Source organism: Leifsonia sp. NPDC102414 (assembly GCF_044765685.1).
Lineage (GTDB): Bacteria > Actinomycetota > Actinomycetes > Actinomycetales > Microbacteriaceae > Leifsonia.
The window spans coordinates 68,166-89,891 of record NZ_JBIWKN010000005.1 but is presented as its reverse complement, the minus strand read 5'-3'; the positions used below and the strand labels follow the sequence as shown (position 1 = coordinate 89,891).

The 21,726-nt window shown below is 68.9% G+C and carries 20 protein-coding genes and 1 tRNA gene; 6 read left to right on the top strand and 15 right to left on the bottom strand.

The window, feature by feature from the left end; all coding sequences use genetic code 11:
- Nucleotides 1–126: 126 nt before the first annotated feature.
- A complete protein-coding gene (locus ACIRCZ_RS17520; RefSeq protein WP_402855294.1) occupies nucleotides 127–624 on the top strand; it encodes a hemerythrin domain-containing protein in 498 nt (165 codons plus the stop codon).
- Nucleotides 625–670: 46 nt separating this feature from the next.
- Here the strand turns inward: ACIRCZ_RS17520 and ACIRCZ_RS17515 are convergent, their stop codons facing one another.
- Both ACIRCZ_RS17515 and ACIRCZ_RS17510 read right to left on the bottom strand, forming a co-directional pair.
- Nucleotides 671–1,165 carry an AAA family ATPase gene (locus ACIRCZ_RS17515; RefSeq protein WP_402855291.1) on the bottom strand — a complete coding sequence of 165 codons (495 nt, stop codon included), beginning with the start codon at nucleotides 1,163–1,165 and terminating at the stop codon, nucleotides 671–673.
- Between the two features lie 43 nt (nucleotides 1,166–1,208).
- Entirely contained in the window at nucleotides 1,209–1,847 is a 639-nt protein-coding gene (locus ACIRCZ_RS17510; protein WP_402855288.1) for an HD domain-containing protein, read from the bottom strand.
- Nucleotides 1,848–1,934: 87 nt separating this feature from the next.
- Between ACIRCZ_RS17510 and ACIRCZ_RS17505 the strand changes: the two genes are divergently transcribed.
- On the top strand, nucleotides 1,935–2,948 hold the full coding sequence (locus tag ACIRCZ_RS17505) for a GlxA family transcriptional regulator (protein WP_402855285.1): 1,014 nt from the start codon (nucleotides 1,935–1,937) through the stop codon (nucleotides 2,946–2,948).
- On the opposite strand, the gene ACIRCZ_RS17500 is transcribed toward ACIRCZ_RS17505, so the two are convergent.
- Together ACIRCZ_RS17500 and ACIRCZ_RS17495 are read right to left on the bottom strand one after the other, a co-directional pair.
- On the bottom strand, nucleotides 2,935–3,855 hold the full coding sequence (locus tag ACIRCZ_RS17500) for an NADP-dependent oxidoreductase (RefSeq protein WP_402855282.1): 921 nt from the start codon (nucleotides 3,853–3,855) through the stop codon (nucleotides 2,935–2,937). The two genes, ACIRCZ_RS17505 and ACIRCZ_RS17500, sit on opposite strands and share 14 nt — an antisense overlap.
- Before the next feature lie 64 nt (nucleotides 3,856–3,919).
- The gene (locus ACIRCZ_RS17495; protein ID WP_402855279.1) at nucleotides 3,920–4,561 is read right to left on the bottom strand and encodes an HD domain-containing protein; all 642 of its coding nucleotides are present in this window, start codon (nucleotides 4,559–4,561) and stop codon (nucleotides 3,920–3,922) included.
- A gap of 341 nt (nucleotides 4,562–4,902) precedes the next feature.
- Here ACIRCZ_RS17495 and ACIRCZ_RS17490 point away from each other — a divergent pair, with 341 nt between their 5' ends.
- Nucleotides 4,903–5,559 (top strand): flavin reductase family protein, encoded by a 657-nt coding sequence (locus ACIRCZ_RS17490; protein WP_055889140.1) that lies wholly within the window; start codon nucleotides 4,903–4,905, stop codon nucleotides 5,557–5,559.
- 91 nt (nucleotides 5,560–5,650) lie between these two features.
- Here ACIRCZ_RS17490 and ACIRCZ_RS17485 read toward each other — a convergent pair.
- The 4 genes from ACIRCZ_RS17485 to serS form a co-directional block, all read right to left on the bottom strand.
- A tRNA-Ser gene (locus ACIRCZ_RS17485) sits at nucleotides 5,651–5,738 on the bottom strand.
- An 87-nt stretch (nucleotides 5,739–5,825) separates the two neighbouring features.
- Complete coding sequence (locus ACIRCZ_RS17480) at nucleotides 5,826–7,103, bottom strand: LCP family protein (protein WP_055889137.1); 1,278 nt, start codon at nucleotides 7,101–7,103, stop codon at nucleotides 5,826–5,828.
- A gap of 159 nt (nucleotides 7,104–7,262) precedes the next feature.
- The gene (locus tag ACIRCZ_RS17475) at nucleotides 7,263–8,081 is read right to left on the bottom strand and encodes an HAD family hydrolase (RefSeq protein ID WP_402855275.1); all 819 of its coding nucleotides are present in this window, start codon (nucleotides 8,079–8,081) and stop codon (nucleotides 7,263–7,265) included.
- Nucleotides 8,078–9,343: a serine--tRNA ligase gene (gene serS / locus ACIRCZ_RS17470; RefSeq protein WP_402855272.1), complete on the bottom strand. Its 1,266-nt coding sequence runs from the start codon at nucleotides 9,341–9,343 to the stop codon at nucleotides 8,078–8,080. Before serS ends, ACIRCZ_RS17475 begins: the two co-directional genes overlap by 4 nt.
- 69 nt (nucleotides 9,344–9,412) lie before the next feature.
- Between serS and ACIRCZ_RS17465 the strand changes: the two genes are divergently transcribed.
- Nucleotides 9,413–10,399, top strand: a complete 987-nt coding sequence (locus tag ACIRCZ_RS17465) for a diacylglycerol/lipid kinase family protein (RefSeq protein ID WP_402855269.1) — start codon at nucleotides 9,413–9,415, stop codon at nucleotides 10,397–10,399.
- A gap of 41 nt (nucleotides 10,400–10,440) precedes the next feature.
- On the opposite strand, the gene ACIRCZ_RS17460 is transcribed toward ACIRCZ_RS17465, so the two are convergent.
- Together ACIRCZ_RS17460 and pheA are read right to left on the bottom strand one after the other, a co-directional pair.
- Nucleotides 10,441–11,211 (bottom strand): hypothetical protein, encoded by a 771-nt coding sequence (locus tag ACIRCZ_RS17460; protein WP_402855266.1) that lies wholly within the window; start codon nucleotides 11,209–11,211, stop codon nucleotides 10,441–10,443.
- 46 nt (nucleotides 11,212–11,257) lie between these two features.
- Nucleotides 11,258–12,274, bottom strand: a complete 1,017-nt coding sequence (gene pheA, locus ACIRCZ_RS17455) for a prephenate dehydratase (RefSeq protein WP_402855263.1) — start codon at nucleotides 12,272–12,274, stop codon at nucleotides 11,258–11,260.
- A gap of 98 nt (nucleotides 12,275–12,372) precedes the next feature.
- Here pheA and pgm point away from each other — a divergent pair, with 98 nt between their 5' ends.
- Nucleotides 12,373–13,995, top strand: coding sequence for a phosphoglucomutase (alpha-D-glucose-1,6-bisphosphate-dependent) (gene pgm / locus ACIRCZ_RS17450; RefSeq protein WP_402855260.1), 1,623 nt, complete (start codon nucleotides 12,373–12,375; stop codon nucleotides 13,993–13,995).
- Between the two features lie 56 nt (nucleotides 13,996–14,051).
- On the opposite strand, the gene ACIRCZ_RS17445 is transcribed toward pgm, so the two are convergent.
- The 5 genes from ACIRCZ_RS17445 to ACIRCZ_RS17425 form a co-directional block, all read right to left on the bottom strand.
- Entirely contained in the window at nucleotides 14,052–16,046 is a 1,995-nt protein-coding gene (locus ACIRCZ_RS17445; RefSeq protein ID WP_402855257.1) for a sigma-70 family RNA polymerase sigma factor, read from the bottom strand.
- Between the two features lie 153 nt (nucleotides 16,047–16,199).
- Nucleotides 16,200–16,580 (bottom strand): hypothetical protein, encoded by a 381-nt coding sequence (locus tag ACIRCZ_RS17440; protein ID WP_402855254.1) that lies wholly within the window; start codon nucleotides 16,578–16,580, stop codon nucleotides 16,200–16,202.
- A 2-nt stretch (nucleotides 16,581–16,582) separates the two neighbouring features.
- Nucleotides 16,583–16,807 (bottom strand): hypothetical protein, encoded by a 225-nt coding sequence (locus tag ACIRCZ_RS17435; protein ID WP_402855251.1) that lies wholly within the window; start codon nucleotides 16,805–16,807, stop codon nucleotides 16,583–16,585.
- Nucleotides 16,808–16,913: 106 nt separating this feature from the next.
- Nucleotides 16,914–17,756 carry a M15 family metallopeptidase gene (locus ACIRCZ_RS17430; protein ID WP_402855248.1) on the bottom strand — a complete coding sequence of 281 codons (843 nt, stop codon included), beginning with the start codon at nucleotides 17,754–17,756 and terminating at the stop codon, nucleotides 16,914–16,916.
- 102 nt (nucleotides 17,757–17,858) lie between these two features.
- The gene (locus ACIRCZ_RS17425; RefSeq protein ID WP_402855245.1) at nucleotides 17,859–18,764 is read right to left on the bottom strand and encodes a DUF1287 domain-containing protein; all 906 of its coding nucleotides are present in this window, start codon (nucleotides 18,762–18,764) and stop codon (nucleotides 17,859–17,861) included.
- Nucleotides 18,765–19,115: 351 nt separating this feature from the next.
- On the opposite strand from ACIRCZ_RS17425, the gene ACIRCZ_RS17420 reads away from it, so the two are divergent.
- Complete coding sequence (locus tag ACIRCZ_RS17420; RefSeq protein WP_402855242.1) at nucleotides 19,116–21,122, top strand: MDR family MFS transporter; 2,007 nt, start codon at nucleotides 19,116–19,118, stop codon at nucleotides 21,120–21,122.
- Nucleotides 21,123–21,726: the final 604 nt, after the last annotated feature.

Genomic DNA, 21,726 nt, shown 5'->3' with positions numbered 1-21,726 from the left:
ACCGGATCGGCCGTAGGCCACGCACAGATCGGTGAACCGGCCGCCGGCTGAGCCGCCCTCGGGGCCGCGCGCCTCCCTCCGTCTCGTGATGCCAGATCAACGACACGAGACAAAAAGGAGACAACCATGCCCATCACACCTCGGGAGACCAACGATCTCTCGGCGCAGACCAGCAGGCTCGTCGCGTGGAGCGACGAACTCCGGCGGACGCATCAGCAGCTACGGGACGCCGTGCGGGCCACCCGCGAAGCCGCCGGAAGCGATGACTCGACCCGCGAGGCGAGCCGCGAGCTGCTGCTGCTCTGTCACGGCTTCTGCGTCGCCCTGAACGCCCACCACACCGGCGAGGACCGGTCCCTGTTCCCGGCCATCGAAAGGGCGCACCCGGAGCTGGCGGCCACACTCCGCGCGCTCGAACAGGATCACTCCATGATCGCTCACCTCCTCGCCGAGCTGGAAGCGGCCGTCACCCGGTCGGCCTCCCGGGCCGAGCTTCACGGGCACCTGGAAGGCGTGTCCGCGATCATGGAGAACCACTTCCGCTACGAAGAGCGTCGACTACTCACCGTCCTGAAGGGATTGGAGTTGAACGCTGACGTGGAGGACGTCCTCGGTCCTCTGTGACGTCGGGCGGTGATCCCCGACATCGTCGCCCGACTCACGAGCGACGTCAGGGCTGGACGACGGTCAGCGGGCCTTCGTCTGACGTGGGGGGTTCGAAATGATCGAAGTACTCGGCCGCCAGCTCCTCGCTGAGACCGAAGTCGTCTCCGTGTGCGAGAGCACGGGCACGAATCCGTGCCAGGGCGACCTCGCGCGGGGTTGCCAGGTAGATCGTCTGGGGCTCGACGCCCAACGGCCTCAGCAGCTCGCGGTACTCCTCCCGAGCTCGCCGGGACCAGAACGAAAAGTCGAGCACGACATCCGAGCCGGCCGCAACGAGCCCCAGGAGTTTGCGGCGCAGTTCGTTCTCGATCTCCTCATGGACGTCCGGCGCCAAAGGCATCGAGCGGATGCCCCTCGACCAGGCCTCTTGGTCGAATGAGAGACGCACCATGCCGTCCTCCTCAAGACGTCGGGCGACAGTCGACTTGCCTGAGCCAGCCGGCCCGCACATCAATACGACGCGACTCACTCGGTCGTTCGTCCCGTGGTTCGAGTTCACAGCCCTAGGGTAACCAGCCCGCCCTCGGCGCGCCGGACGGGCTTCATGCCGGCTCCCACGCCGACAGGACGCGATCGACCATGCTGCCGCGGCGGAACCCTGGCTCGAACTGCTCCAGGATGTCGGCGTTGATGGTGCCGTATGTCGTGCCCGGCCGGTGTTTGAGTCCCTCGTGGAACGTCGCGAGGAACCCGAGCTTGAAGTCGTCGCGCGGGTACGCCCGGAGGATCTCCTCGATCGCCTCCTGGTCCAGTTCATCGACGCCGAGTCCGACAGCGTCTGTGAGCACGCCGAGGTTGGTTGCGGCGATTTCGGGGCCCATCCTGCCCGGGATCTCTGGCGTGGTGTGCAGCGCGATCGCCTGCCAGACGGTCTCCGCGGCTGAGGCGGAGTAGCCCTCGGCAGCGAGGAACTCGCGAGCGAGGTCGGCGCCATCCACTTCGAATCGTTGTGGCGTCGGAGACGGCGGCACGAGCAGTCCGCTGTCGTGGAACAGCGACGCGAGGAAGAACAGTTCCCGGTCGGGTTCGAGCCCGCGCGCCCTGGCGCGCAGCGATCCGAACAGGAACACGCGGAGCGAGTGGTCGAACAGCGGAGCGCTGCTCTGGCTTCGCACGAGCCGTTCCGCCGCCCGGGCGCCAGGGGTGCTCGGGATCTCTACGCCTGCGATAATTCTCGACATGTCATGCTCCTCGGGTGTGGATGCGGACCGTGCGTCCACCATCCACGGTGCCAGCGTGCGGCCTCCCGTCGCTGCCTGCGGCCGGCCATGAATCACCCGGAAACGGACCCCGTCGGCCGCACGGTCGTGATCCTGGTGTACGACGGCGCCAAACTCCTCGACGTCGCCGGCCCGGCTGACGTCTTCGGCGAGGCGAACCGACTCGGCGCCGATTACCGGATCGCGCTCGTCTCCCCCGACGGCGCGGATGTGATCACGTCGGTCGGCATCCGGGTCGCCGTCGACGGCGACGCCGAGCTGGCGGCCGACGCCGACACCGTCATCGTCGCCGGGGCGGACGCATACCCGAGCACTCGCGTCCCCTCTCACCTTGCGGATGCGGTGCGGACACTGTCGGTCAGGACGCGCCGTCTGGCCTCGATCTGCACCGGCGCGTTCATCCTGGCCGAGGCCGGCCTCCTCGACGGAAAGCGTGCGACCACGCACTGGAAGGTCGCCCAGGCGCTCGCCTCCCGCTACCCGCAGACAGCGGTGGATCTCGACGCCATCTACGTGCGCGACGGCGAGACATACACGTCGGCCGGTGTGAGCGCGGGCATCGACCTCGCGCTCGCGCTGGTCGAGGAGGACTACGGGGCGAATCTCTCACGCGACGTCGCGCGCGCACTCGTCGTCTACCTGCAGCGGGCGGGAGGCCAGTCGCAGTTCTCGGCGCCCCTCCAAGGGGCGCCCCCGCGGACGCCGGCGCTCCGGCGGATCGTGGATCTGGTCGTCGCCGATCCGACGGCGCGCCACACCCAGGCCGAGCTTGCCGAGCACCTGAACGTGAGCACGCGGCATCTCAGCCGGCTGTTCCGCGACGAGCTGTCGACAACGCCGACGCGGTACGTGGAGTCGATCCGCTTCGACATCGCGCGATCGCTCCTCGATCAGGGCTACAACGCGACGGAAGCCGCCGAGCGGGCCGGCTTCCCCAGCTACGAGAGTCTGCGGAGAGTGTTCTCCCGCGAGCTCGGGATCTCTCCCGCCGCGTACCAGCGCCGATTCCGCACCTCCCAGCCGGACGATTCGGAGGATGGGCCGGCGTTCAGCCCTCGCTGACCCGCACGATCGTCTTGCCGTTGCCGCCGCTGCCGTTGAGGAACGCGCCCGCGGCGTCATCCAGCGAGACCACATCGCCGACGAAGGTGCGGAGCCGGCCGTCGCGCACCCGCTGAGCGAGTTCGTCCAGCTGCCGTCGTTCGGGCTCCACCACGAAGAACGCGGCGGTGACGCCTGGACGCTGAACGGGCGGAGGCTCGACGATCGTGACGAATGTGCCGCCGTCGCGCACCAGTCCGGCCGAACGGGCGCCGATCTCGCCGCCGATGACATCGAACACCAGGTCGGCCTCCCCCACCGCCTGCGACCAGTCCCCCGTCGTCTCGACGAACCGGTGCACGCCCGCCTCTGTCGCGCGCTGACGGTGCGCGGGTCGGCCGATGCCGACCACGAAGGCGCCCTCGCCTGCGGCCAGCTGGGCCACCACCGATCCGACCCCACCGGCGACGCCGTTGACGACCACGGTCTGACCGGCCTGGAGGCGTCCATGTTCGAACAGCCCCTGCCACGCGGTGAGGCCCGAGATGGGAAGGCTGGCCGCGGTGACGACGTCGATGTCCGCCGGCAGAGGGGCGAGGTTCCGCGCCTCCACCGCGACCTGCTCTGCCAGCGACCCGTCGCGCGCCCAGTCGGCGAACCCGAACACGCGCTGACCGACCGTGAGGCCGGTCGTTCCGTAGCCGAGCTGTGTGACGACGCCGGCGAGTTCGTGCCCGGGGATGCTGGGAGTGCGGTCGCGGCCGGCGCGGTCGGCCCAGGTCGCCGGCCAGTCCAGTTCACCAGGGGTGAAGCCGGCGGCCCTCACCTCGACGATGACGTCGTTCTCGGCTGCGTGCGGCTCGGGCCGCTGCGTCAGCGTCATGCCCGCGACGCCCTGGGCCTTGTCCACCACCGTGATCGCTTTCATGTGCGGCCTTCCTGTTCGCCTTTCTCGGATGTGTGCTGTGCTCGGTCAGGATCCGAGTGCTGCATCACTCCGGCCACGCGGAGTTCTGGATGACCTCGACGAAGTCCGTCCGGCGGAAGCCTGGCACGAAGTGCTCGAGCACATCGGCGTTCACGGTGCCGAAGGTCGAATCGGGTCGCTGGGCGAAGCCGTCGGTGAAGGCAGCCAGGATGCGCTCCTTGAACTGCGGGCGGGGATGCGCTGCCACGACGGCCGCGATCTCGTCCTCGGTGAGCGCATCCAGCCGCAGGCCGAGCACGTCGGTCTCGACTCCCGCTGTGGTGGCCGCGATGACAGGTGCCATGCGCCACGGTACCTCCGGAGTCGTGTGCAGCGCGATGGCCGTCCAGACCTGCTCGGCGTCGGCGGCGCTGAACCCGTGCGAGGCGAGGAAGGCGCGCGCCTGGTCAGCTCCATCCAGTTCGAAGCGCTGCTGGTCGCCGCGATAGGGCGGGACGAGCCCGAGATCGTGGAACAGGGCGGCGACGTAGAGGAGCTCCGCATCCGGCCGCAACCCGGCACGCGCCGCCTGAAGCGACCCGAACAGGAAGACCCGCCTGGAGTGGTTGAAGATGAGTTCCGGCGTGGTGGTGCGGACCAGCTCGGTCGCGTCGGCGACCAGGCTGCTGTCGGGGACCACGACCCCGGCGATGACTTCGGTGGACACAGCTTCTCCTCCAGTGGATGCGGATGGCAGCGGACCTGCTCGCTTTCGAGTCTGCGCGTCCGGCCGCCGGCCGGCCCCTCAGCGTCGGCCACGAATACCCCGAATCCAGACGCACTCCACCGCGCGGGGAAGAGGGCCGTCGATGCACTGACTCGCCGGCACCGCACTCCCGCGACTATGGCAGCCCGCTGCGGGCGGTTCGGCTGACGCGACGTCCGGAATCCGCGAGCATCGGGATACGGACGATCGAAGGATGGGACGTGCGGTCGAGCAACGCACACCGACCGTGCCACGTGCACCGCAACGGCTCCCGACCCGTACCCCTACCGAAGGACCTCTCCGTGACCAGCACCCATGTCGCCATCGATCCAGCCATCCTCTACTTCGGGACCCCCGTCGCCCTGATCAGCACACTCGATGCGGACGGGATCCCGAACCTCGCCCCGATCTCATCGATCTTCTGGCTCGGGCATCGGGCGGTTCTCGGGATCGCCGCTCGTTCGCAGACGGGCCGGAACCTGGCCTCCACGCGCGAATGCGTGATCAATCTTCCGGACGCCCGGCTCGTCGACGCCGTCGACCGGCTTGCTCTGACCACCGGCCGCGATCCCGTTCCACCGCGCAAAGCGGCGGTCGGCTACCGACATGTGCGGGACAAGTTCGCGCACGCCGGGCTCACGCCCACCGCATCCGAAACCGTGGCACCCCCGCGCGTCGCCGAATGTCCGGCCACGATGGAGGGTGCGGTCATGCACGTGCACGAGCTGAAACGAGACGATCCGGCAGAGGCGGGAAGCATCATCCTCGCCGAGGTGGCCGTCTCGCGCGTCCACGTGCACGAGGAGATCCGGATGCACGGGCATCCGGACCGCATCGACCCGCTGCGCTGGCAGCCGCTCCTGATGTCGTTCCAACGGTTCTTCACGACCGGCGACGAGGTGAGCCCCTCCCGCCTGGCGACGATCGATGAGGAGTGGTACCGGCCGACCGCGGCGTAGTGCCGGCAGGACTGCAGGGCACGAGACCTGGCCGTATCGGCCGCTGGGGTTGTACGAGCATCGACTCGGGCGGCGATGGCGCCTTCGACGGTGGCGGAGGGCGTGGGATTCGAACCCACGAGACATTTCTGCCCACCAGTTTTCAAGACTGGCTCCATCGGCCGCTCGGACAGCCCTCCTGGCGCCGGCGCAAACCGGCGTCGCCCGATTCTAACGGACGAGGGGATGCGCGCCTGGCACGGCCCCGCGCATACCGTGCCGCGCGCCTAGTCGGAGTACGGCTTGGAGCAGGTGTACTGGTTGGCGGTCTGACCGTGGACGTCCGACGGGAGGTCGACGGACCCGGAGGTCGACTGCGTCGGAGCGTCCGTCGACGGCGTGCCGGTCGCCGGAGCGCCCGTTGCCGGTGCGCCCGTGGCCGGGGTGCCCGTTGCCGGCGCGTTCGGGTCCGCCTCGGAGCCGACACCCGTGTCGCCGGTGAGCGTGATCGGCTGGTCGTTCTTAAGCGCGGTCATCAGCGTGTCCGCCGCGTCCGTGCTCGGCGCGACGCCGTCGCCCTCGTAGTGGTTGGGGTACTGCACGAACACCATCTGGCTGAGGTCGATGTTCTTCAGCGCCGCCGCCATCGAGGCGATCGTGGTCACGTTGTTCAGGCTCTCGGAGAGCTCGATGTTGGTGGTCGCCGCCTTCGCGAGGCCGTAGACCTTCACCGGGTTGGCGAGAGTGTCCGAGCTCTTGATGGTGCGCACGAGCGACGAAAGGAAGACCTGCTGGTTGCTGATGCGGCCGAGGTCGGAGCCGTCGCCGACGCCGTGGCGGGTGCGGAGGAAGGCGAGCGCCTGCTGGCCCTCGAGCGTGTTCTGGCCGGCCTTCACATCCAGGCCGGTGTACGGGTCGTTGATGTCGCCCGCCACGCAGACGGGAACGCCGCCGACCGCGTTGGACATCTCGATCACGCCGTCGAACTCGATGACGCCCGCGTACGGGATGTCGAGGCCGGTCAGCTTCTGCACGGTGAGAACCGTGCAGGCCAGGCCGCCGTAGCTCAGGGTGTTGTTGATCTTCTGCTTGCTCATCGCGTCGAAGCTGCCGCCCTTGGGGTCTGGGCAGGACGGGATGGAGACGTACATGTCGCGGGGGAAGCTGATGACCGTCGCGGTCTTGTGGTCGGCGGAGACGTGGAGCAGCATCGTCACGTCGTTCAGGACCTCGCCGCGCTCACCGTATGCTGCGTTGCCTCCACCGCTGTCGCTGCCGGCGAGGAGCACGTTGAACGCGCCGTTCATCGCGCCGACCTGCGGCACGACCTCTTTGCCCTTCGCGTCGACCAGCTTCACCGACGGCTTGAGACCGGCTGCCACATCCCACACCGCGTATGCGGCGACGGATGCGGTGCTCACGCCGACCACGGCGACGATCGCCGCGAGCATCCCGAGCAGGAAGCGGAGCGGGTGGCGCTGCTTGAGCCGACCGTGGCGTGCGATGCTCGGACCGGCCGACACTTCTTTCGCACGCGCCTGGGCGCGGGTGGGCAACTCGCTCATTCACTTCCTTCGATGAGATCAGGGGTTTTGCGCGCTCAGAATCGGCGCGCACTACCCTCCAGATTTACAGATCACCCTGGCAAACCTCTGGACAGCCACGCCGGAAATGCTGATCAGCGCCACGACGGAGCGCCCATCAGAGCCACGCGGGAACGTCGATCAGAGGGAGTCGAGCAGCCGCGCGAGGCCGTCCTCGACCACCGGCTCCGTCACCCGGTTCGCCACCGCTTTGACGTCGTCGGGAGCCTGACCCATCGCGACGCCGAGGCCCTCCTGCGCCGCCCAGGTGAGCATGTCGATGTCGTTCCTGCCGTCGCCGACCGCCACCACGCGCGCCAGCGGGATGCCGAGCTGCTGACGCACGCGCTCCAGCGCCGTGGCCTTGTTGACGCCGTCCGGTGCGATGTCCAGCCACGCTGTCCAGCCGATCGAGTAGCTCACCTTGTGCAGGCCCATCCGCTCCACGATGTCGAGGAACTCGTCCTCGTCGTGCTGCGGCGAGACGACCACGACGCGGGTGGCGGGATGCGCGGAGAGCTCCTCGAAGGAGACCTGCACCGCGTTCACCAGCTCCCAGTCGGTCATGCCCTCCGTGTAGCGGCGGAACCCGGTCGCGTCCTCGACCATGAAGCTCCCGCTCGGCAGATATGGGCGGATGGTCTCCAGCACCTCTGTCGGGTCGAACACCTCGACGAACTCGCGGCGGTAACCCTCATCGACGGTGTCGTCGCGTTGCATCGTGAGAGCGCCGTTCGCGCAGACCACGTATTCGCTGGTCAGCCCGAACGTCGAGTGGATGCCTCTCGCCGTCTCCCAGCTGCGGCCGGTGGCGAGCATGACCTCGTTGCCGGCGTCGCGGACGCGGGCGACGGCATCCCGCACAGCGGCGCCGATCGTCTCGTCCTCGTGGATCAGGGTGCCGTCGACGTCGAGCGCGATCAGCAGGCGGCCGTCGTCGGCCTGGTCGGCGGCGCTCACCGTGCGATCGGTTCCAGGATGTCGAGGCCGCCCAGGTATGGGCGCAGCGCCTCCGGCACGACCACCGAGCCGTCGGCGCGCTGGTGCGTCTCCAGCAGGGCGACGATCCAGCGCGTCGTGGCGAGGGTGCCGTTGAGGGTGGCGACAGGGCTCGTCTTGCCGCTCTCCGTGCGATACCGGATGTCGAGGCGGCGGGCCTGGAATGTGGTGCAGTTGGAGGTGGACGTGAGCTCGCGGTACGCATCCTGCGTCGGCACCCACGCCTCCACGTCGAACTTGCGGGCGGCGCTCGACCCCAGGTCGCCTGCGGCCGTGTCGATCACGCGGTAGCTCAGCCCGAGGGCCTGCAGCATCTCCTCCTGGTATTGCAGCAGGCGAGCGTGCTCGGCCTCTGCCTCCTCCGGGAGCGTGTAGACGAACATCTCGAGCTTGTTGAACTGGTGCACCCGGATGATGCCTCGGGTGTCCTTGCCCGCCGAGCCCGCCTCTCTGCGGTAGCAGGTGGACCAGCCGGCGTAGCGCAGCGGCTCCGTCACATCCACGATCTCATCGGCGTGGTATCCGGCGAGCGCCACCTCGCTCGTTCCGGTGAGGTAGAGGTCGTCGGCCGGCAGGTAGTAGATCTCGTCGGCGTGCGCGCCGAGGAAGCCGGTGCCCTGCATGATCTCGGGCTTGACCAGCGTCGGCGTGATCATCGGGATGAACCCGGCGCCGACCGCCTTGTCGAGCGCCATGTTCATGATGGCGAGTTCGAGGCGGGCGCCGACGCCGCGCAGGTAGGAGAAGCGTGCACCGGAGACCTTAGCGCCGCGGGCCATGTCGATGGCGCCGAGCAGTTCGCCGAGCTCCAGGTGATCGCGCGGCTCGAAGTCGAACGTCGGCTTCTCACCGACCGTCTTGACGAGCACGTAGTCGTCCTCGCCGCCCGATGGGACGCCGTCGATGATCGGGTTGCCGATGCGACGGAGCACGTCGTCGAAGCGCTTCTCCGCCTCGTTCGCGGCGGCCTGCGCCTCCTTCACCCGGCCGGCGAGGCTCTGCGCCTGCGCGACCAGCTCCTTCTTCTCGTCCTTGGGAGCGGCGGCCACCTTCTTGCCGAAGGCGTTCTGCTCAGCGCGCAGCTCCTCGAACGCCGAGATGGACGCGCGACGCTCCTTGTCGGCCTGCAGCGCTTCGTCGACGAGCTCGACGGAGTCGCCCCTGGCCTCCTGCGAACGCTTGATGACGTCGGGGTGCTCACGGAGAAGAACTGGATCGATCACGGGTTCAGCTTATCGAGGCGGCGCTGGACGTTCGGGGCGTTCGCCGTGGAAACAGGTAGCGTGAGCTTCGTGAACGATCGGGGAGCGGGGACCGCCGCGCAGGCTGCGGTCGTCTACAACCCCATCAAGGTGGACGTCGCCCGGCTGAAGTCGGCCGTCGCCGCCGCCGCTTCGGGCGCCGGCGTCCGCGACGTCCTCTGGCTCGAGACGACGGAGGCCGAGGGCGGCCAGCAGCAGACACGGGATGCGCTGGCAGCCGGAGCGACGCTCGTCCTGGCCGCAGGAGGCGACGGCACCGTGCGCGCCGTCGCGGAGGCGCTGCGCGACAGGGACGCCGACCTGGCGATCATCCCGTCCGGGACAGGCAACCTGCTCGCCCGCAACGTCGGCATCCCGTTCACGCGCCTGGAGGACGCCTGCGCTGTGGCGTTCGGGGGCGCCACGCGGCCGATCGACCTGGGGGTCGCATCCATCACGGCGAAGGACGGCGGAATCCACGAGCACGTGTTCCTCGTGATGGCGGGGCTCGGCATCGACGCGACGATGATCGCCAACACCCGCCCCCGGCTGAAACGCCGCCTCGGCTGGCTGGCATACGTGGATGCGGGCTTCCGCGCCCTCCCCAAGGCACAGAAGGTCCGCGTCGGGTACACGCTCGACGAGGGGACCACGCGCACGGCGAGAGTGAGTACGATCCTCGTCGCCAACTGCGGCAGCCTGCCTGGCAACATCGAACTCATCCCGGACGCAGCCGTCGACGACGGCGCCCTGGACATCGCGGTGCTGCAGCCGAAGTCGCTGTTCGGCTGGCTGCTGATCTGGCGCAAGGTCACCTGGGAGAACCGTGTACTTCGCCGCAGCGCCGTCGGCCAGAAGATCATCCGCTTCACCGACCGCGCCATCCGCACGGAGCTGACCTATCTTCGCGGCGCATTCGTGCGCCTGACCGTGGAGCGTCCTGAGCCGTTCGAGCTGGACGGCGACGGGTTCGGCGACGTGGTCGCTGTCGGCCTCACCGTCGACCACAAGGCCCTGCGCGTCCGCGTGCCCGCCTGACCCGGCTAACCTGCCTCACCCGCCATCGAGTCCGGAGTTGTTCAGTCCTCCGGGCGGCGTGTCGCCGGATTTACTTCGGACTCGATTGCTGCGGGCGGGCGACGCGAGGACAGCAGCGTCAGCCCCAGCAGCACCATGAGAGTGGCGAGGCCGACCGTGATGAGGGGACCGGCGAGCATCCACCCCAGTTGGCTGAAGACGAGCCCGGACACGTCGGCACCGGACGTCGCGCTCGTATTCGTGTACGAGGTGAAGACCGACATCACGTAGAGGACGATGCCGAGGGCTACCAGGCCGCCGCCGACCAGCCACAGAGTGAGCACAGCGCGATTGCGGCGCGGGGAGAAGTCGATCGTCTCGAGCATGCCGCCCCCGCGCACAGGGATCACCCCTGGCGTGGTGGGGCCGAACGCCGCGAGTTCGGCGTCGGCGCGCTCGCGTTCGACCTCCGTCTCCCAGGAGTCGGGGGCGACGACGGCACGGGATGCGGGTGCCTCCGTGACCGAGGAGGCGGACGCTGCCGAGGTCGAGGGTGACGTCGCTGCCCTCGGCGGGGCCGGCGGCCAGGCCGGTGCGGGGTCGGCTGCTGTCGCCGTCGCAGCGGCGGCGCGCTCGACGGGGCGCTGGGCCGGCCGTTCGAACGGCGTCGGAGCCTGAGGCGCGACTGGTGCAGTCGCTCCCGCCGACGCATCACGCACCCTCGTGCGCGGCCGCTCGCCCGGCTTGGGCTGGTACCCCCGCTGGAACGCCGGGTCGTAGCGCGGGTCGAAGTCGCGCGCGGCGGTGTCCCGGTTCGCGTCGTCCACGGCCATCGTGTCTGCTCCTCGCTCGGAACTCACAACTCTTCTGGCTGGCAGCCTACCCCTGGGCCGGCGTGGCGTCCGTGGTCGTCGCAACGTCCGCGACCGGCGTCGTCAGCGACGCGAGCCAGTCGCGCGCCTCCGTGAACACCTCGTCGCGGTATCTGCGGTCGTAGTCGACCGAGACCTTGTCCGCGCGCGGGTACGAGCCGAGGAAGATGACGGCCGGGCTGAACCGGCGGAGGCCGAGCAGCGCATCCGCCACCCGTTCGTCGTGGATGTGGCCGTCCGCGTCGATCACGAACCGGTAGCGGCCGAGGGCGTCGCCGATCGGGCGGGACTCGATGAGGCTCAGGTTGATGCCCCTGGTGGAGAACTGCTCCAGCAGGTCGAGGAGGGAGCCTGGCCGGTCGTCCGGCAGTTCGGCGATGAGGCTGGTCTTGTCCGCCCCGGTCGGCGCGGGGACGCTCCGCTCCGTGCTGACGAGGACGAACCGGGTGACCGCGTTCGGGTTGTCGCCGATGTTCTCCGCGAGCACCGTGACGTCGTGGTGGTCGACGATGCCTGGCGGGGCGATGGCCGCGTCCGCCGTGCTGCCCTCGAACAGCGACGCGGCGGCCGCGACGTTGCTCGACGCCGGCAGGTGCCCGTGCGCCGGCAGGTGCTCATCCAGCCACAGGTGGCACTGGGCGTACGCCACGGGATGCGCGTTGATCGTCTTCACGTCGGCGAGCGTCGTGCCCGGCCTGGCCACCAGCACGAAGTTGACGGGAACGAGGTATTCGCCGACGATCCGCAGCCCGGGAACGGTGGCAAGCGCATCCTGAGCGACGGAGACACCGCCCTCGATGGAGTTCTCGATCGCGATCATCGCGGCGACGCTGCGGCCGGAGACCACGTCGGCGAGCGCTTCGCCGACGTTGTTGACCGAGCGCCAGTGCTTGCCGCGCGCCTCCGGCACCTGGGCGAGCGCCGCCTCCGTGAACGTGCCGGACGGCCCGAGGAAGCTGTAGACCTCGTCGACGGACGCTGGCAGTTCGGCGGTGGGCTCGGCGGGATCGACGGCGTCTGGCATGGCGCTCAGCTTAGCCAACCCCTTTCTCCACAGAATGAAGTTCCACAACCTTGTGTTCCCCGCTGGCGCAACGCATCCCGAGTGGAAGGATGGGTGCCATGAACGAACGAGCTGGCACCCCCGCACAGGCCTCCGACCTGGTCGACGTCGATGCGCTCCGGCGCGCGTACTACGAGCTGAAGCCGGATGTGAGCATCCCGGAGCAGAGGGTGGTGTTCGGAACGTCCGGTCACCGCGGCAGTTCGTTGAACACGGCGTTCAACGAGAACCACATCGCCGCCACCACGCAGGCCATCGTGGAGTACCGCGCCTCCCAGGGCATCACGGGGCCGCTGTTCCTCGGTGCGGACACGCACGCGCTGAGCGAGTACGCGACGACCACGGCCCTCGCCGTGCTCGTCGGCAACGAAGTGCGCGTGCTGGTCGACGAGTTCGACGACTGGGTGCCGACGCCCGCGCTGTCGCACGCCATCCTGCGCTACAACAGGGCAGGGCACTCGGATCAGGCGGACGGCATCGTCGTCACCCCGAGCCACAACCCGCCGGCGGACGGCGGCTTCAAGTACAACCCGCCGCACGGCGGCCCTGCCGACACGGATGCGACGAGCTGGATCGCCAACCGCGCCAACGAGCTCATCGCCGACGAGCTGCGCGGCGTGCGCATGAGCGAGCCGAGCGCGGTGGAGACGTACGACTTCCGTGGAACGTACGTCGACGACCTCGAGAACATCATCGACGTGAAGGCGATCCGCGACAGCGGCATCCACATCGGCGCCGACCCGCTCGGCGGGGCGAGCGTCAACTACTGGGCGGCCATCGCAGAGCGCTACGACCTCGACCTCACGGTAGTGAACCCCACGGTGGACCCCACCTGGAGCTTCATGACCCTCGATTGGGACTCCAAGATCCGGATGGACCCGTCCAGTCCGTCTGCCATGGCGTCGGTTCTCGCGCACAAAGACGACTACGACATCCTCACCGGCAACGACGCAGACGCCGACAGGCACGGCATCGTCACGCCGGACGGCGGCCTGATGAACCCCAACCACTACCTCGCGGTCGCCATCGACTACCTCTACCGCACGCGCACGGAGTGGCGGAAGGACGCAGCGGTCGGCAAGACCCTCGTCTCCTCGTCGATCATCGACAAGGTGGCCGAGTCACTCGGACGCCGCCTGTGGGAGGTGCCGGTCGGCTTCAAGTGGTTCGTCCCCGGCCTGATCGACGGTTCGGTGGGCTTCGGCGGCGAGGAGAGCGCCGGTGCCAGCTTCCTCCGCTTCGACGGCTCGGTCTGGACGACAGACAAAGACGGCATCCTCCTCGCTCTGCTCGCCAGTGAGATCCGCGCCGTGACCGGCAAGACCCCGTCCCAGCTCTACGCGGAGCTCACCGAGAAGTTCGGCGACCCGGTCTACGAACGAGTGGATGCGCCGGCCAGCCCCGCCGAGAAGTCCGCCCTCTCCAAGCTCGATGGCGAAGCGATCACCGCCACTGAGCTCGCCGGCGAGCCGATCATCGCCAAGCTCAGCCGCGCCCCCGGCAACGACGCCGCCCTCGGCGGCGTCAAGGTCGAAACGGCGAAGGCCTGGTTCGCCGCTCGCCCGAGCGGCACCGAGAACGTCTACAAGATCTACGCCGAGTCCTTCGACGGCGCCGACAACCTGCGCGAGGTGCAGGAAGAGGCGAAGCGCATCGTGTCAGAGGCGCTGGCGGGAGCGTAGCGGGGCGGGCGCGGTCAACCCCAGCGCTCGCCGCGCGGCGTCGAGACGATCGAGCCTCAGTGACCGTTCAGCGACGCCGAGGCGATCGGGCCCTCGCGATCGTCGCCCGCGTAGCGGACCTGCACGGTCCAGGTTCCGATCCCTGTCCACCAAGGGAGGCTGCTCTCCCAGCGGCCGCTGCCGTCGAGGGCGAGCGTGGACCATGAGCCGGAGGTTGTGAGGCGTCCTTCGACCCGGGCCCGTGGCACACCGGTGATCGTGAGGCTGGTTCCGTCTCCCCTGCCGTCGAGAGTGAGCTCGGGCGCGTCCAGAACGACTGTCACGGATGCGGCTGGTGAGAGACGCCCCTGGGCGTCCGTCTGGGTGACGGAGAGCGCGCTCGTTCCGGTGGCGAGGTCACCGATCGGCGGCGATGTCCACGCACCGTCGGCGTCCGCCGTGACCGCGACCGTGCCTGCGGATGCGTTGATCGTCACCGTCGCGCCCGGCGCGGCGGTGCCGGACAGGATCGGGAAGTAGCGGCCGCCCGCAGTGTCCACGGTCGTCACGACCGGAGCAGGGGCCGTCGGCGTCGGCGTGGGCGTGGGTGTCGAAGTCGGTTTCGGTGTGGGCGTGGGTGTCGAAGTCGGTTTCGGTGTGGGCGTGGGCGTGGGCGTCGAAGTCGGTTTCGGTGTGGGCGTCGGCTTCGGGGTGGCCGTCGGCTTCGGGGTGGCCGTCGGCGCCTTCTGGCTGGAGGTCGACGGCGCGGGTTGCGAACCGTCAGAGGCCGACTGGTCGGCCGGTGCCGGATCCTCGGGCACCGGAACCGTGGGCACGGGCGTCGGCGAGGCGGTCGGCGGAGCGCTCGGCGACGCGACGGGCTTCACCGCAGGCGGCGACACGGGCGACGACGAATGTGCGGACGTATTCGCTGCGACCGGCGCCTCCGCCGGAGCGTGAGAGACGGCGGCGAAAACAGCGACTCCCGCCACGACGATGGCGCCGACGACGAGGCCGGCGCCGACCAGGACGGCCGTGCCCGTCGCCGCGCCGGAGGTGCCACCGACTGCGCCCACCCCCGCCACACCACTCGTTGCACCGCCGCTCGCAGCACTCCCGCTCGCAGCGCTCCCGCTCGAAGCACTACCGCTCGAAGCACTACCGCTCGCAACACTCCCGCCCGCAACACCTCCCGGCGCCCCGGCACCCCCGCCGAGCATCCCGACCCCACCCAGCGTCGACGCCGACGCCGCGCCGCCCGCGCCGCTCGTCGACAGCCACGCCGTGTACGCCACCGCGCCGCCGATGCCCGCGACAAGCGGCAGCAGGGCGAGTCCCACCTGACGGTTGGCCTCTCCCGCGTCCCTGGCCGCCATCGTGCAGTCCGCGCATCCGTCGAGGTGGCGTTCGATGCGGGCGCTGGTGCGCTTGGCGGTCTTGCCGCGGAGGTGGGCGCCCAGGTGGTCGATCGTCCACTTGCACTCCGAGTCGGCAGGGACCGACGCCAGGTGAGCCTGGATCCACGCCTGCCGGAGACCTTCGCGCGCCCGGTATGCGAGGGCGGCAGCCGAGTTGGCGCTGATGCCGAGCAGCGGCGCGAGTTCGCGCGGGGCGAGCCCTTCCACCTCCGTGTACCAGAGCACTTCCTGCCACTCCGCGGAGAGGGTGCGGAACGCCGTCATCGCCAGCGAACCGTCGAGGGCGGCGAGTTGCGCGTCCTCGCTGAAGCGGGGATCCTCGATGAGGTCGGCATCGTCGACGGGAATCTCGCGGCGTGCCCTCCCCCAGCCGGCAGCGGTGTTCCTGATGGTGGTGAACAGGTACGGCCGGAAGGCGGCCGTCGGCCCTCCGCCGGACTCGATCGCCTTGAAGATGCGGGCGAACGCCTCGGAGACCAGGTCGTCGGCGTCGAGGGACGGGCTGTGCGAGCGCGCGACGGCCAGCCCCGCCGACGCGTGTCGACGCCACAGTTCGCCGTACGCGTCGCGGTCGCCGGTGCGTGCCAGCTCAACGAGCTCTCCGTCTGAACGGCCTGCGACGTCTCGTCGCGCGCCGAAGAGCGCTCTCGCCATGTGTGTCAACCTCCGGGTACAGGTGGTGCAGCGGACCGCGCCCCTTCGGGAGGGCGAACGGTCCCAACGGAGGAGAGACGATCACATCACGCGATCATGATGCGATCTCGGCGAATTCCCAGGGACCAACTCCCGGGATGCGCTCCGCCGCCCCTACTGCCCGCTCTCCCTGCGCACCAGCTCGTCCAGCGCCGCGAACGCCCTCGCCACTCCCGCGCATCGCTGCACGTCGCCCGACATGGCGAGTTCCGCGGCGATCAGCGAGACCCTGCTGCGTGCATCCACCAGCCCGCGCAGATAGGCGTCACGCTCTGTCGCGGTTCGCACGTCGTCGACGAGCTTCCCGCTGCGAGCCGCGCCGGCGAGCCTGCACTCGATCGCGGGCACCAGCACGCTCAGGTCGCGCAACGATTCGGAGAGCAGCACGATGCTGTCGCAGTCGTCGACGTATCCGCCCGCCAGTCCGACGAGCACATTGCCGTCGCGAGACCAACGGACCAGTTCTCCGACAAGCGGATGGTCGAGGGCCGGCATGGTCACACCGTCGCGCTGGAGAGCGCGGCCATCAGGCTCAGCAGGGCGACGACGGCGACAGCCACTCCTGCGCCGACGACGATGGATGCGCGCCAGCGCTCGACAGCGGACGCGGACGCCGGCTCGGCCGCCTCGGTGCACGCGCTGTCGAGTTCGGCTCTGAGTTCGGCGAGCGTCTTGCGCTGCTGGCCCAGCACGTACGGAGCATCGCCGTCCGGCATGATCATCGGATACCTTCATCGCTTCGGGGGTCGTCCAGCGGCCACCGGCCGCTGTCATCCGAAGAGACGCGGAATCGTCGCGCCGATGACGCGACATCGCGAAGAAATACCGTTACGGTCCGTAGCTCGTGCCGCCTGGCACTCCGAAGAACTCCTCCAGCGTGGTCACGCCGGTCGTGTGCAGCTGGGTGGCGAGGGGCACGCCGATGTAGCGGAAGTGCCACGGTTCGAAGGTGAAGCCGGTCACCGGCACCTTGTCGGCCGGGTAGCGCAGCAGGAAGCCGAACCGCCACGCGTTCGCGGCGAGCCACTCCCCCTGCGGCGTCTGCGCGAAGCACGCGGCGAGGGAGCATTTCGCCGGGACGGCACTGATGTCCACCGCCAGGCCGGTCTGGTGCTCGCTGTGCCCAGGCCGGGACGTGTCGGTGTCGGCGAGCGCCTGACCGTTTCTCGCGACGTCGTCGTTGTACACCCGCACCTGCGAGTCATAGGAACGGTATGCGCTCTGCACGGAGAAATCGAGACCGGCCTCCGCCTTGCCCGCGGCGAACATGGCCACCAGCGCCGTCGCAACCTCCTGCCGCATCGGCTGGCGGTTCACGTAGCGCACCTCGGGGTACACCAGGTCCGCAGGCACGTACTCCTGCGGTCTCAGAGCGCGAGCCTTGTTGGCGACGACCCAGGTGCTCGCCGGGTCGTCGATCGACTGCGCGGTCTTATCGAAGCCGACGACCAGCGGAGGCGGCGTCACCGTCGGCATCGGGCGTGACGGCGTCGGAGACTGCGCCTGACGCGGCGGCTTCGTGTGCGGAGCCCCGGAGCGACGTGGATGCTCGGCCGCCGTTGCCCCGCCCGTCGCGCATCCGCTGAGGGTGGCGACGACGATGAGCGCGCCGCCGAGCAGCGCGGCAGCGGTCGCACGCGCTCTGCGTGTCCGAAGGTCCCCCAGTTTCACGCGCTGAGCCTAACCCGTCGCCGGGTCGAAGAACCGGCACGAACGGCCGAATCGCAGCAGCTGCCCAGCACCTGTGCAGCTGCGGCGGAGCCGCGGTGCCGCCTACTTGGAGAGGCTCCAGAAGTGACCGATGGCGCCTGGGTGCTCGACCGTGATCGTGTTGTCGAGGTCGCGGTAGTCGGTGTCCTCGTTGTGGCCGACCATCTTGATCACGATCTTGCCGTCGACGTGCTCGACCGCTGAGACGATCTGCACGTGGTCGAGGGAGTCGTTGTCGTTCCAGTCGAACATCACGATGTCGCCCACCTTGATGTTCTGGCGCTGGTCGAGCGGGTACTCCGTGAGGCCGAGGGAGGCGGCGTTCGCCTGGAAGTACGCATCCATCGCCGGCACGTAGCCCCAGGCCGGGCTCCAGTCGGCCGCGGCGTTCTTGTTGTACCAGTCGTCGTTCATCTGCCAGCCGCGAGCGATCAGCGTCTGGCTGACGAAGTTGGCGCAGTCGCCGCCGACCGGATTGAGGTCGCCCCACTCGGCGGTGTTGTAGTTCTTCCAGTAGGTCATCGCGTACGCCAGCTGCTTGTCGACCGGCGTGGCCACCTGGTAGTCGTACGCCTTGTCGCTGGATGCGATGGCCTTGCCGTCCTTGCCGGTGAGCGCCACATCCACTGCCCCGGCCTGGAAGTTGGCCGCGGGAGGAACGACGGCGACGACCTTGCTGTCACTGGTGTGCGTGACGGTGGCCTGCTGGCCGCCGATCTGGACGCTCTTCACATCGTCGAGGTTGCTGCCGGAGATGGTGACCGTGCCGGAGCCGGAGACGCTGCCTGCGGCCGGCTTGATGGTCGAGATGCTCGTGTCCTGCGTGGTCGGGGACGCGGCTCCCGCGACGGCCTTGGTGACCGGCGACGGCTCTCCGGCGCATCCGGTGAGGACGAGCGCGGTGGCTGCGGTGAAGCCCGCCACGGCGAGGAGGCGGCGGGAGGCGGAAGAACGGGACTGGCGGCGCATGGGACCTTCAGATCGATGGGGGCGTCGGATTCGGGTCTTCATTCACCGTACGCCTCATTCTTAGGCGTGACCTGTGCGGGGGTCAGGTGTCCGCCGAATTCGGTCCATACATCCGCATGAACTGGCGGAAGGGCCGCTCGCGTTCGCCCGTGGCGAACGTTTACAGATGACAAGTACTTCACGTTGCTGAAACACTCGCACTGGGTGTAACTTTGCACTCTCCGCAAATTTCTTTTTGTGCCCCACACCGGTGTGACTCCCGTGGCTCGGGCGTCCCCATTCAGACTCTCGACTCGGAGATTCATGTCAAGCCAAGCATCCGCGGCCCCGGCCGCACCGAGGAACGCGATCATGACGCACCGTCAGATCCTGTTCGTCATTTTCGGCCTCATGGCCGGAATGTTCCTGTCAGCACTCGACCAGACCGTCGTCGGAACCGCCATCCGCACGATCGGTGACGACCTGCACGGCCTCAGCCAGCAGGCCTGGGTCACCACGGCCTACCTGATCGTCTCGACGATCGCCACACCGATCTACGGCAAGCTCTCCGACATCTTCGGTCGGCGCCCGCTGTTCATCCTCGCCATCGTGATCTTCGTCGTCGGCTCGTTCGCCGCGTCGTTCTCCACCTCGATGATCGAGCTCGCGGTGTTCCGCGCCATCCAGGGCCTCGGCGCCGGTGGCCTGATGTCGATGCCGCTCGCGATCATGGGCGACATGCTCGCCCCGCGCGAGCGCGCCAAGTACCAGGGCTACTTCCTCGCCGTCTTCGGTATCTCCAGCCTCATCGGCCCGCTGGTCGGTGGCCTGTTCGCCGGTGCGAATCAGATCCTCTGGATCGCCGGATGGCGCTGGGTGTTCCTCATCAACGTGCCGATCGGCGTCGTCGCGCTCATTATCGTGCTGCGGTTCCTGCACCTGCCCAAGCGCGAACGCGGCTCCGCCCGCATCGACTGGTGGGGCGCGACCGCTGTCGTCGTCGCGCTCGTCCCGCTGCTGCTCGTGGCGGAAGAGGGCCGTGACTGGGGCTGGGGCAGCGCAGGCGCCATCGCCTGCTACGTGATCGGCGCCATCGGCATCCTGGCCTTCATCTTCATCGAGATGGCCATGAAGGACGACGCGCTCATCCCGCTCAAGCTGTTCCGTTCCTCCACGTTCTCGATGGCCACCATCATCGGTGTGTTCGTCGGTTTCGGGATGTTCGGCGCCATGCTGACCCTGCCGCTCTACCTGCAGCTCGTGCTCGGCGCGACGCCGACGGAGTCCGGCCTGCAGATGCTCCCGATGATCCTCGGCCTGATGATCTCCTCGATCGCATCCGGCCAGATCATCTCGCGCACCGGGCACTACCGGCAGTTCCCGATCATCGGTACAGCGCTGCTGTCCGGCGGCTTCTTCTACCTGACGTTCCTCAAGTTCGACAGCTCGTACTGGTTCATCGCCGGCGCCATGCTGCTCATCGGCCTCGGCCTCGGCCAGCTCATGCAGACGCTGACCATCGCCAGCCAGAACTCGGTTGGCCTGAAGGACATGGGCGTGGCGACCAGTGCATCCACGTTCTTCCGTCAGATCGGTGGAACGCTGGGCACGGCCGTGCTGCTGTCGCTGCTGTTCACGGTGATGCCAGGCAACATCCAGACGTCGCTGACCGACAAGCCCACCCTGACGAACGCTCTGGATGCGGCCCTCACCCCTTCGGTGGCGAGCGCCCCGGAGAACAAGCAGATCATGGACACGATCTACAACAAGATCGTGACCCCGCTCGAGGCGAACGCACAGAAGGCTGCACACGATGCGGGCGTCGCGCAGCTCGTCGCCACGGGCGTTCCTGCCGATGTCGCCGCCGCTCAGGTCCCAGCTGCCCCGATCGACTTCTCGAACGCCGACCAGCGCTCGCAGGTGGTCGACAAGGCGGTGCCGACCCTGCAGACCGAGCTGAAGAAGTCGGGCGCGACGGGCAACGCCAGCCTCGACGACACGTCGTTCCTGAACGGCGCTGACAAGCGGCTCGCGAAGCCGTTCCTCGTCGGATTCAACCAGTCGGCCATCGAGGTCTACTGGGTGGCGCTCATCGTGGTCCTGATCGCGTTCGTGCTCACCTGGTTCTTCAAGACGCCGCCGCTGCGGGCCAAGTCGGCCCTGCAGGAGGCAGCGGACAACGCGGCGGACGCCGCAGACGCCAAGGCGGACCGCGAGCGCGTGCTCGCTGGAACCGCGGCGTCGGAGGCGGACGAGGAGCTCGACACGGGCATCCTCGCCCACCGCGCGGCCGACGACTTCGGCGCACTGATCGAGCCGGGAGCCGATACGGCCTCCCTGCGCGCCCAGCGCCCGAAGACGAACCCGGCCACGGACTAGGCAACGCAGGTCTCGCGTTAGCAGCGGCCGTCGCCCTTCGGGGCGGCGGCTGCTCTGCGTTGCGGCGGCGGCGGGGCCGCTGCGAGCAACGGCGCCCCGGCGCCACGGCCCGCTCGCGTCGCGCTCCGTTCGGACGGAGAACCGGCACGCCACGTCGTCGAGAACTCCGTTCGGACGGATATTCGGCCGCCACACGCCCGGACGTCCGTTCGGACGGATATTCGGCCGCCTCGCCGCTGCGGACTCCGTCCGGAAGGAGACCTGGGGCGACACGCCGCTGCGAACTCCGTTCGGACGGAAATTCGGCCGCCACACGCCCGGGAACTCCGTCCGGACGGAGGGCGCGTTTGGGGGGGACTCGGCGCGGGCGCTGGTAACGATTCGGTCACGACGCGGCCGCTCCGATCGCCGGCGCGAAGCGCTGCGGGGGCCACGCCCGCGCATCCGGAGCCCGCGGAATTGTTGGGCGAGACGCGGAATGCGCGCGCGAACGACCACCGCGAGTCCACTTCCGCGGAACCGCGCGGATGAGAGCGCGACCACGGTTCGGCTTGACAGCGGCCGCAATGCTTGCATATTCTCTGTGGCAACCCGTGAGAGCGCT

Bases quoted from the DNA above. Each gene is read 5' to 3' on its own strand.
- pgm (WP_402855260.1), top strand. From the start codon at position 12,373: ATGAACGAACGAGCTGGCACCCCCGCACAGGCCTCCGACCTGGTCGAC.
- ACIRCZ_RS17445 (WP_402855257.1), bottom strand. From the start codon at position 16,046: ATGGCGAGAGCGCTCTTCGGCGCGCGACGAGACGTCGCAGGCCGTTCA.
- ACIRCZ_RS17425 (WP_402855245.1), bottom strand. From the start codon at position 18,764: ATGCGCCGCCAGTCCCGTTCTTCCGCCTCCCGCCGCCTCCTCGCCGTG.
- ACIRCZ_RS17420 (WP_402855242.1), top strand. From the start codon at position 19,116: ATGACGCACCGTCAGATCCTGTTCGTCATTTTCGGCCTCATGGCCGGA.
- pheA (WP_402855263.1), bottom strand. From the start codon at position 12,274: ATGCCAGACGCCGTCGATCCCGCCGAGCCCACCGCCGAACTGCCAGCG.
- ACIRCZ_RS17440 (WP_402855254.1), bottom strand. From the start codon at position 16,580: ATGCCGGCCCTCGACCATCCGCTTGTCGGAGAACTGGTCCGTTGGTCT.
- ACIRCZ_RS17480 (WP_055889137.1), bottom strand. From the start codon at position 7,103: ATGAGCGAGTTGCCCACCCGCGCCCAGGCGCGTGCGAAAGAAGTGTCG.
- ACIRCZ_RS17510 (WP_402855288.1), bottom strand. From the start codon at position 1,847: ATGTCGAGAATTATCGCAGGCGTAGAGATCCCGAGCACCCCTGGCGCC.
- ACIRCZ_RS17520 (WP_402855294.1), top strand. From the start codon at position 127: ATGCCCATCACACCTCGGGAGACCAACGATCTCTCGGCGCAGACCAGC.
- ACIRCZ_RS17500 (WP_402855282.1), bottom strand. From the start codon at position 3,855: ATGAAAGCGATCACGGTGGTGGACAAGGCCCAGGGCGTCGCGGGCATG.
- ACIRCZ_RS17460 (WP_402855266.1), bottom strand. From the start codon at position 11,211: ATGGCCGTGGACGACGCGAACCGGGACACCGCCGCGCGCGACTTCGAC.
- ACIRCZ_RS17435 (WP_402855251.1), bottom strand. From the start codon at position 16,807: ATGATCATGCCGGACGGCGATGCTCCGTACGTGCTGGGCCAGCAGCGC.
- ACIRCZ_RS17505 (WP_402855285.1), top strand. From the start codon at position 1,935: ATGAATCACCCGGAAACGGACCCCGTCGGCCGCACGGTCGTGATCCTG.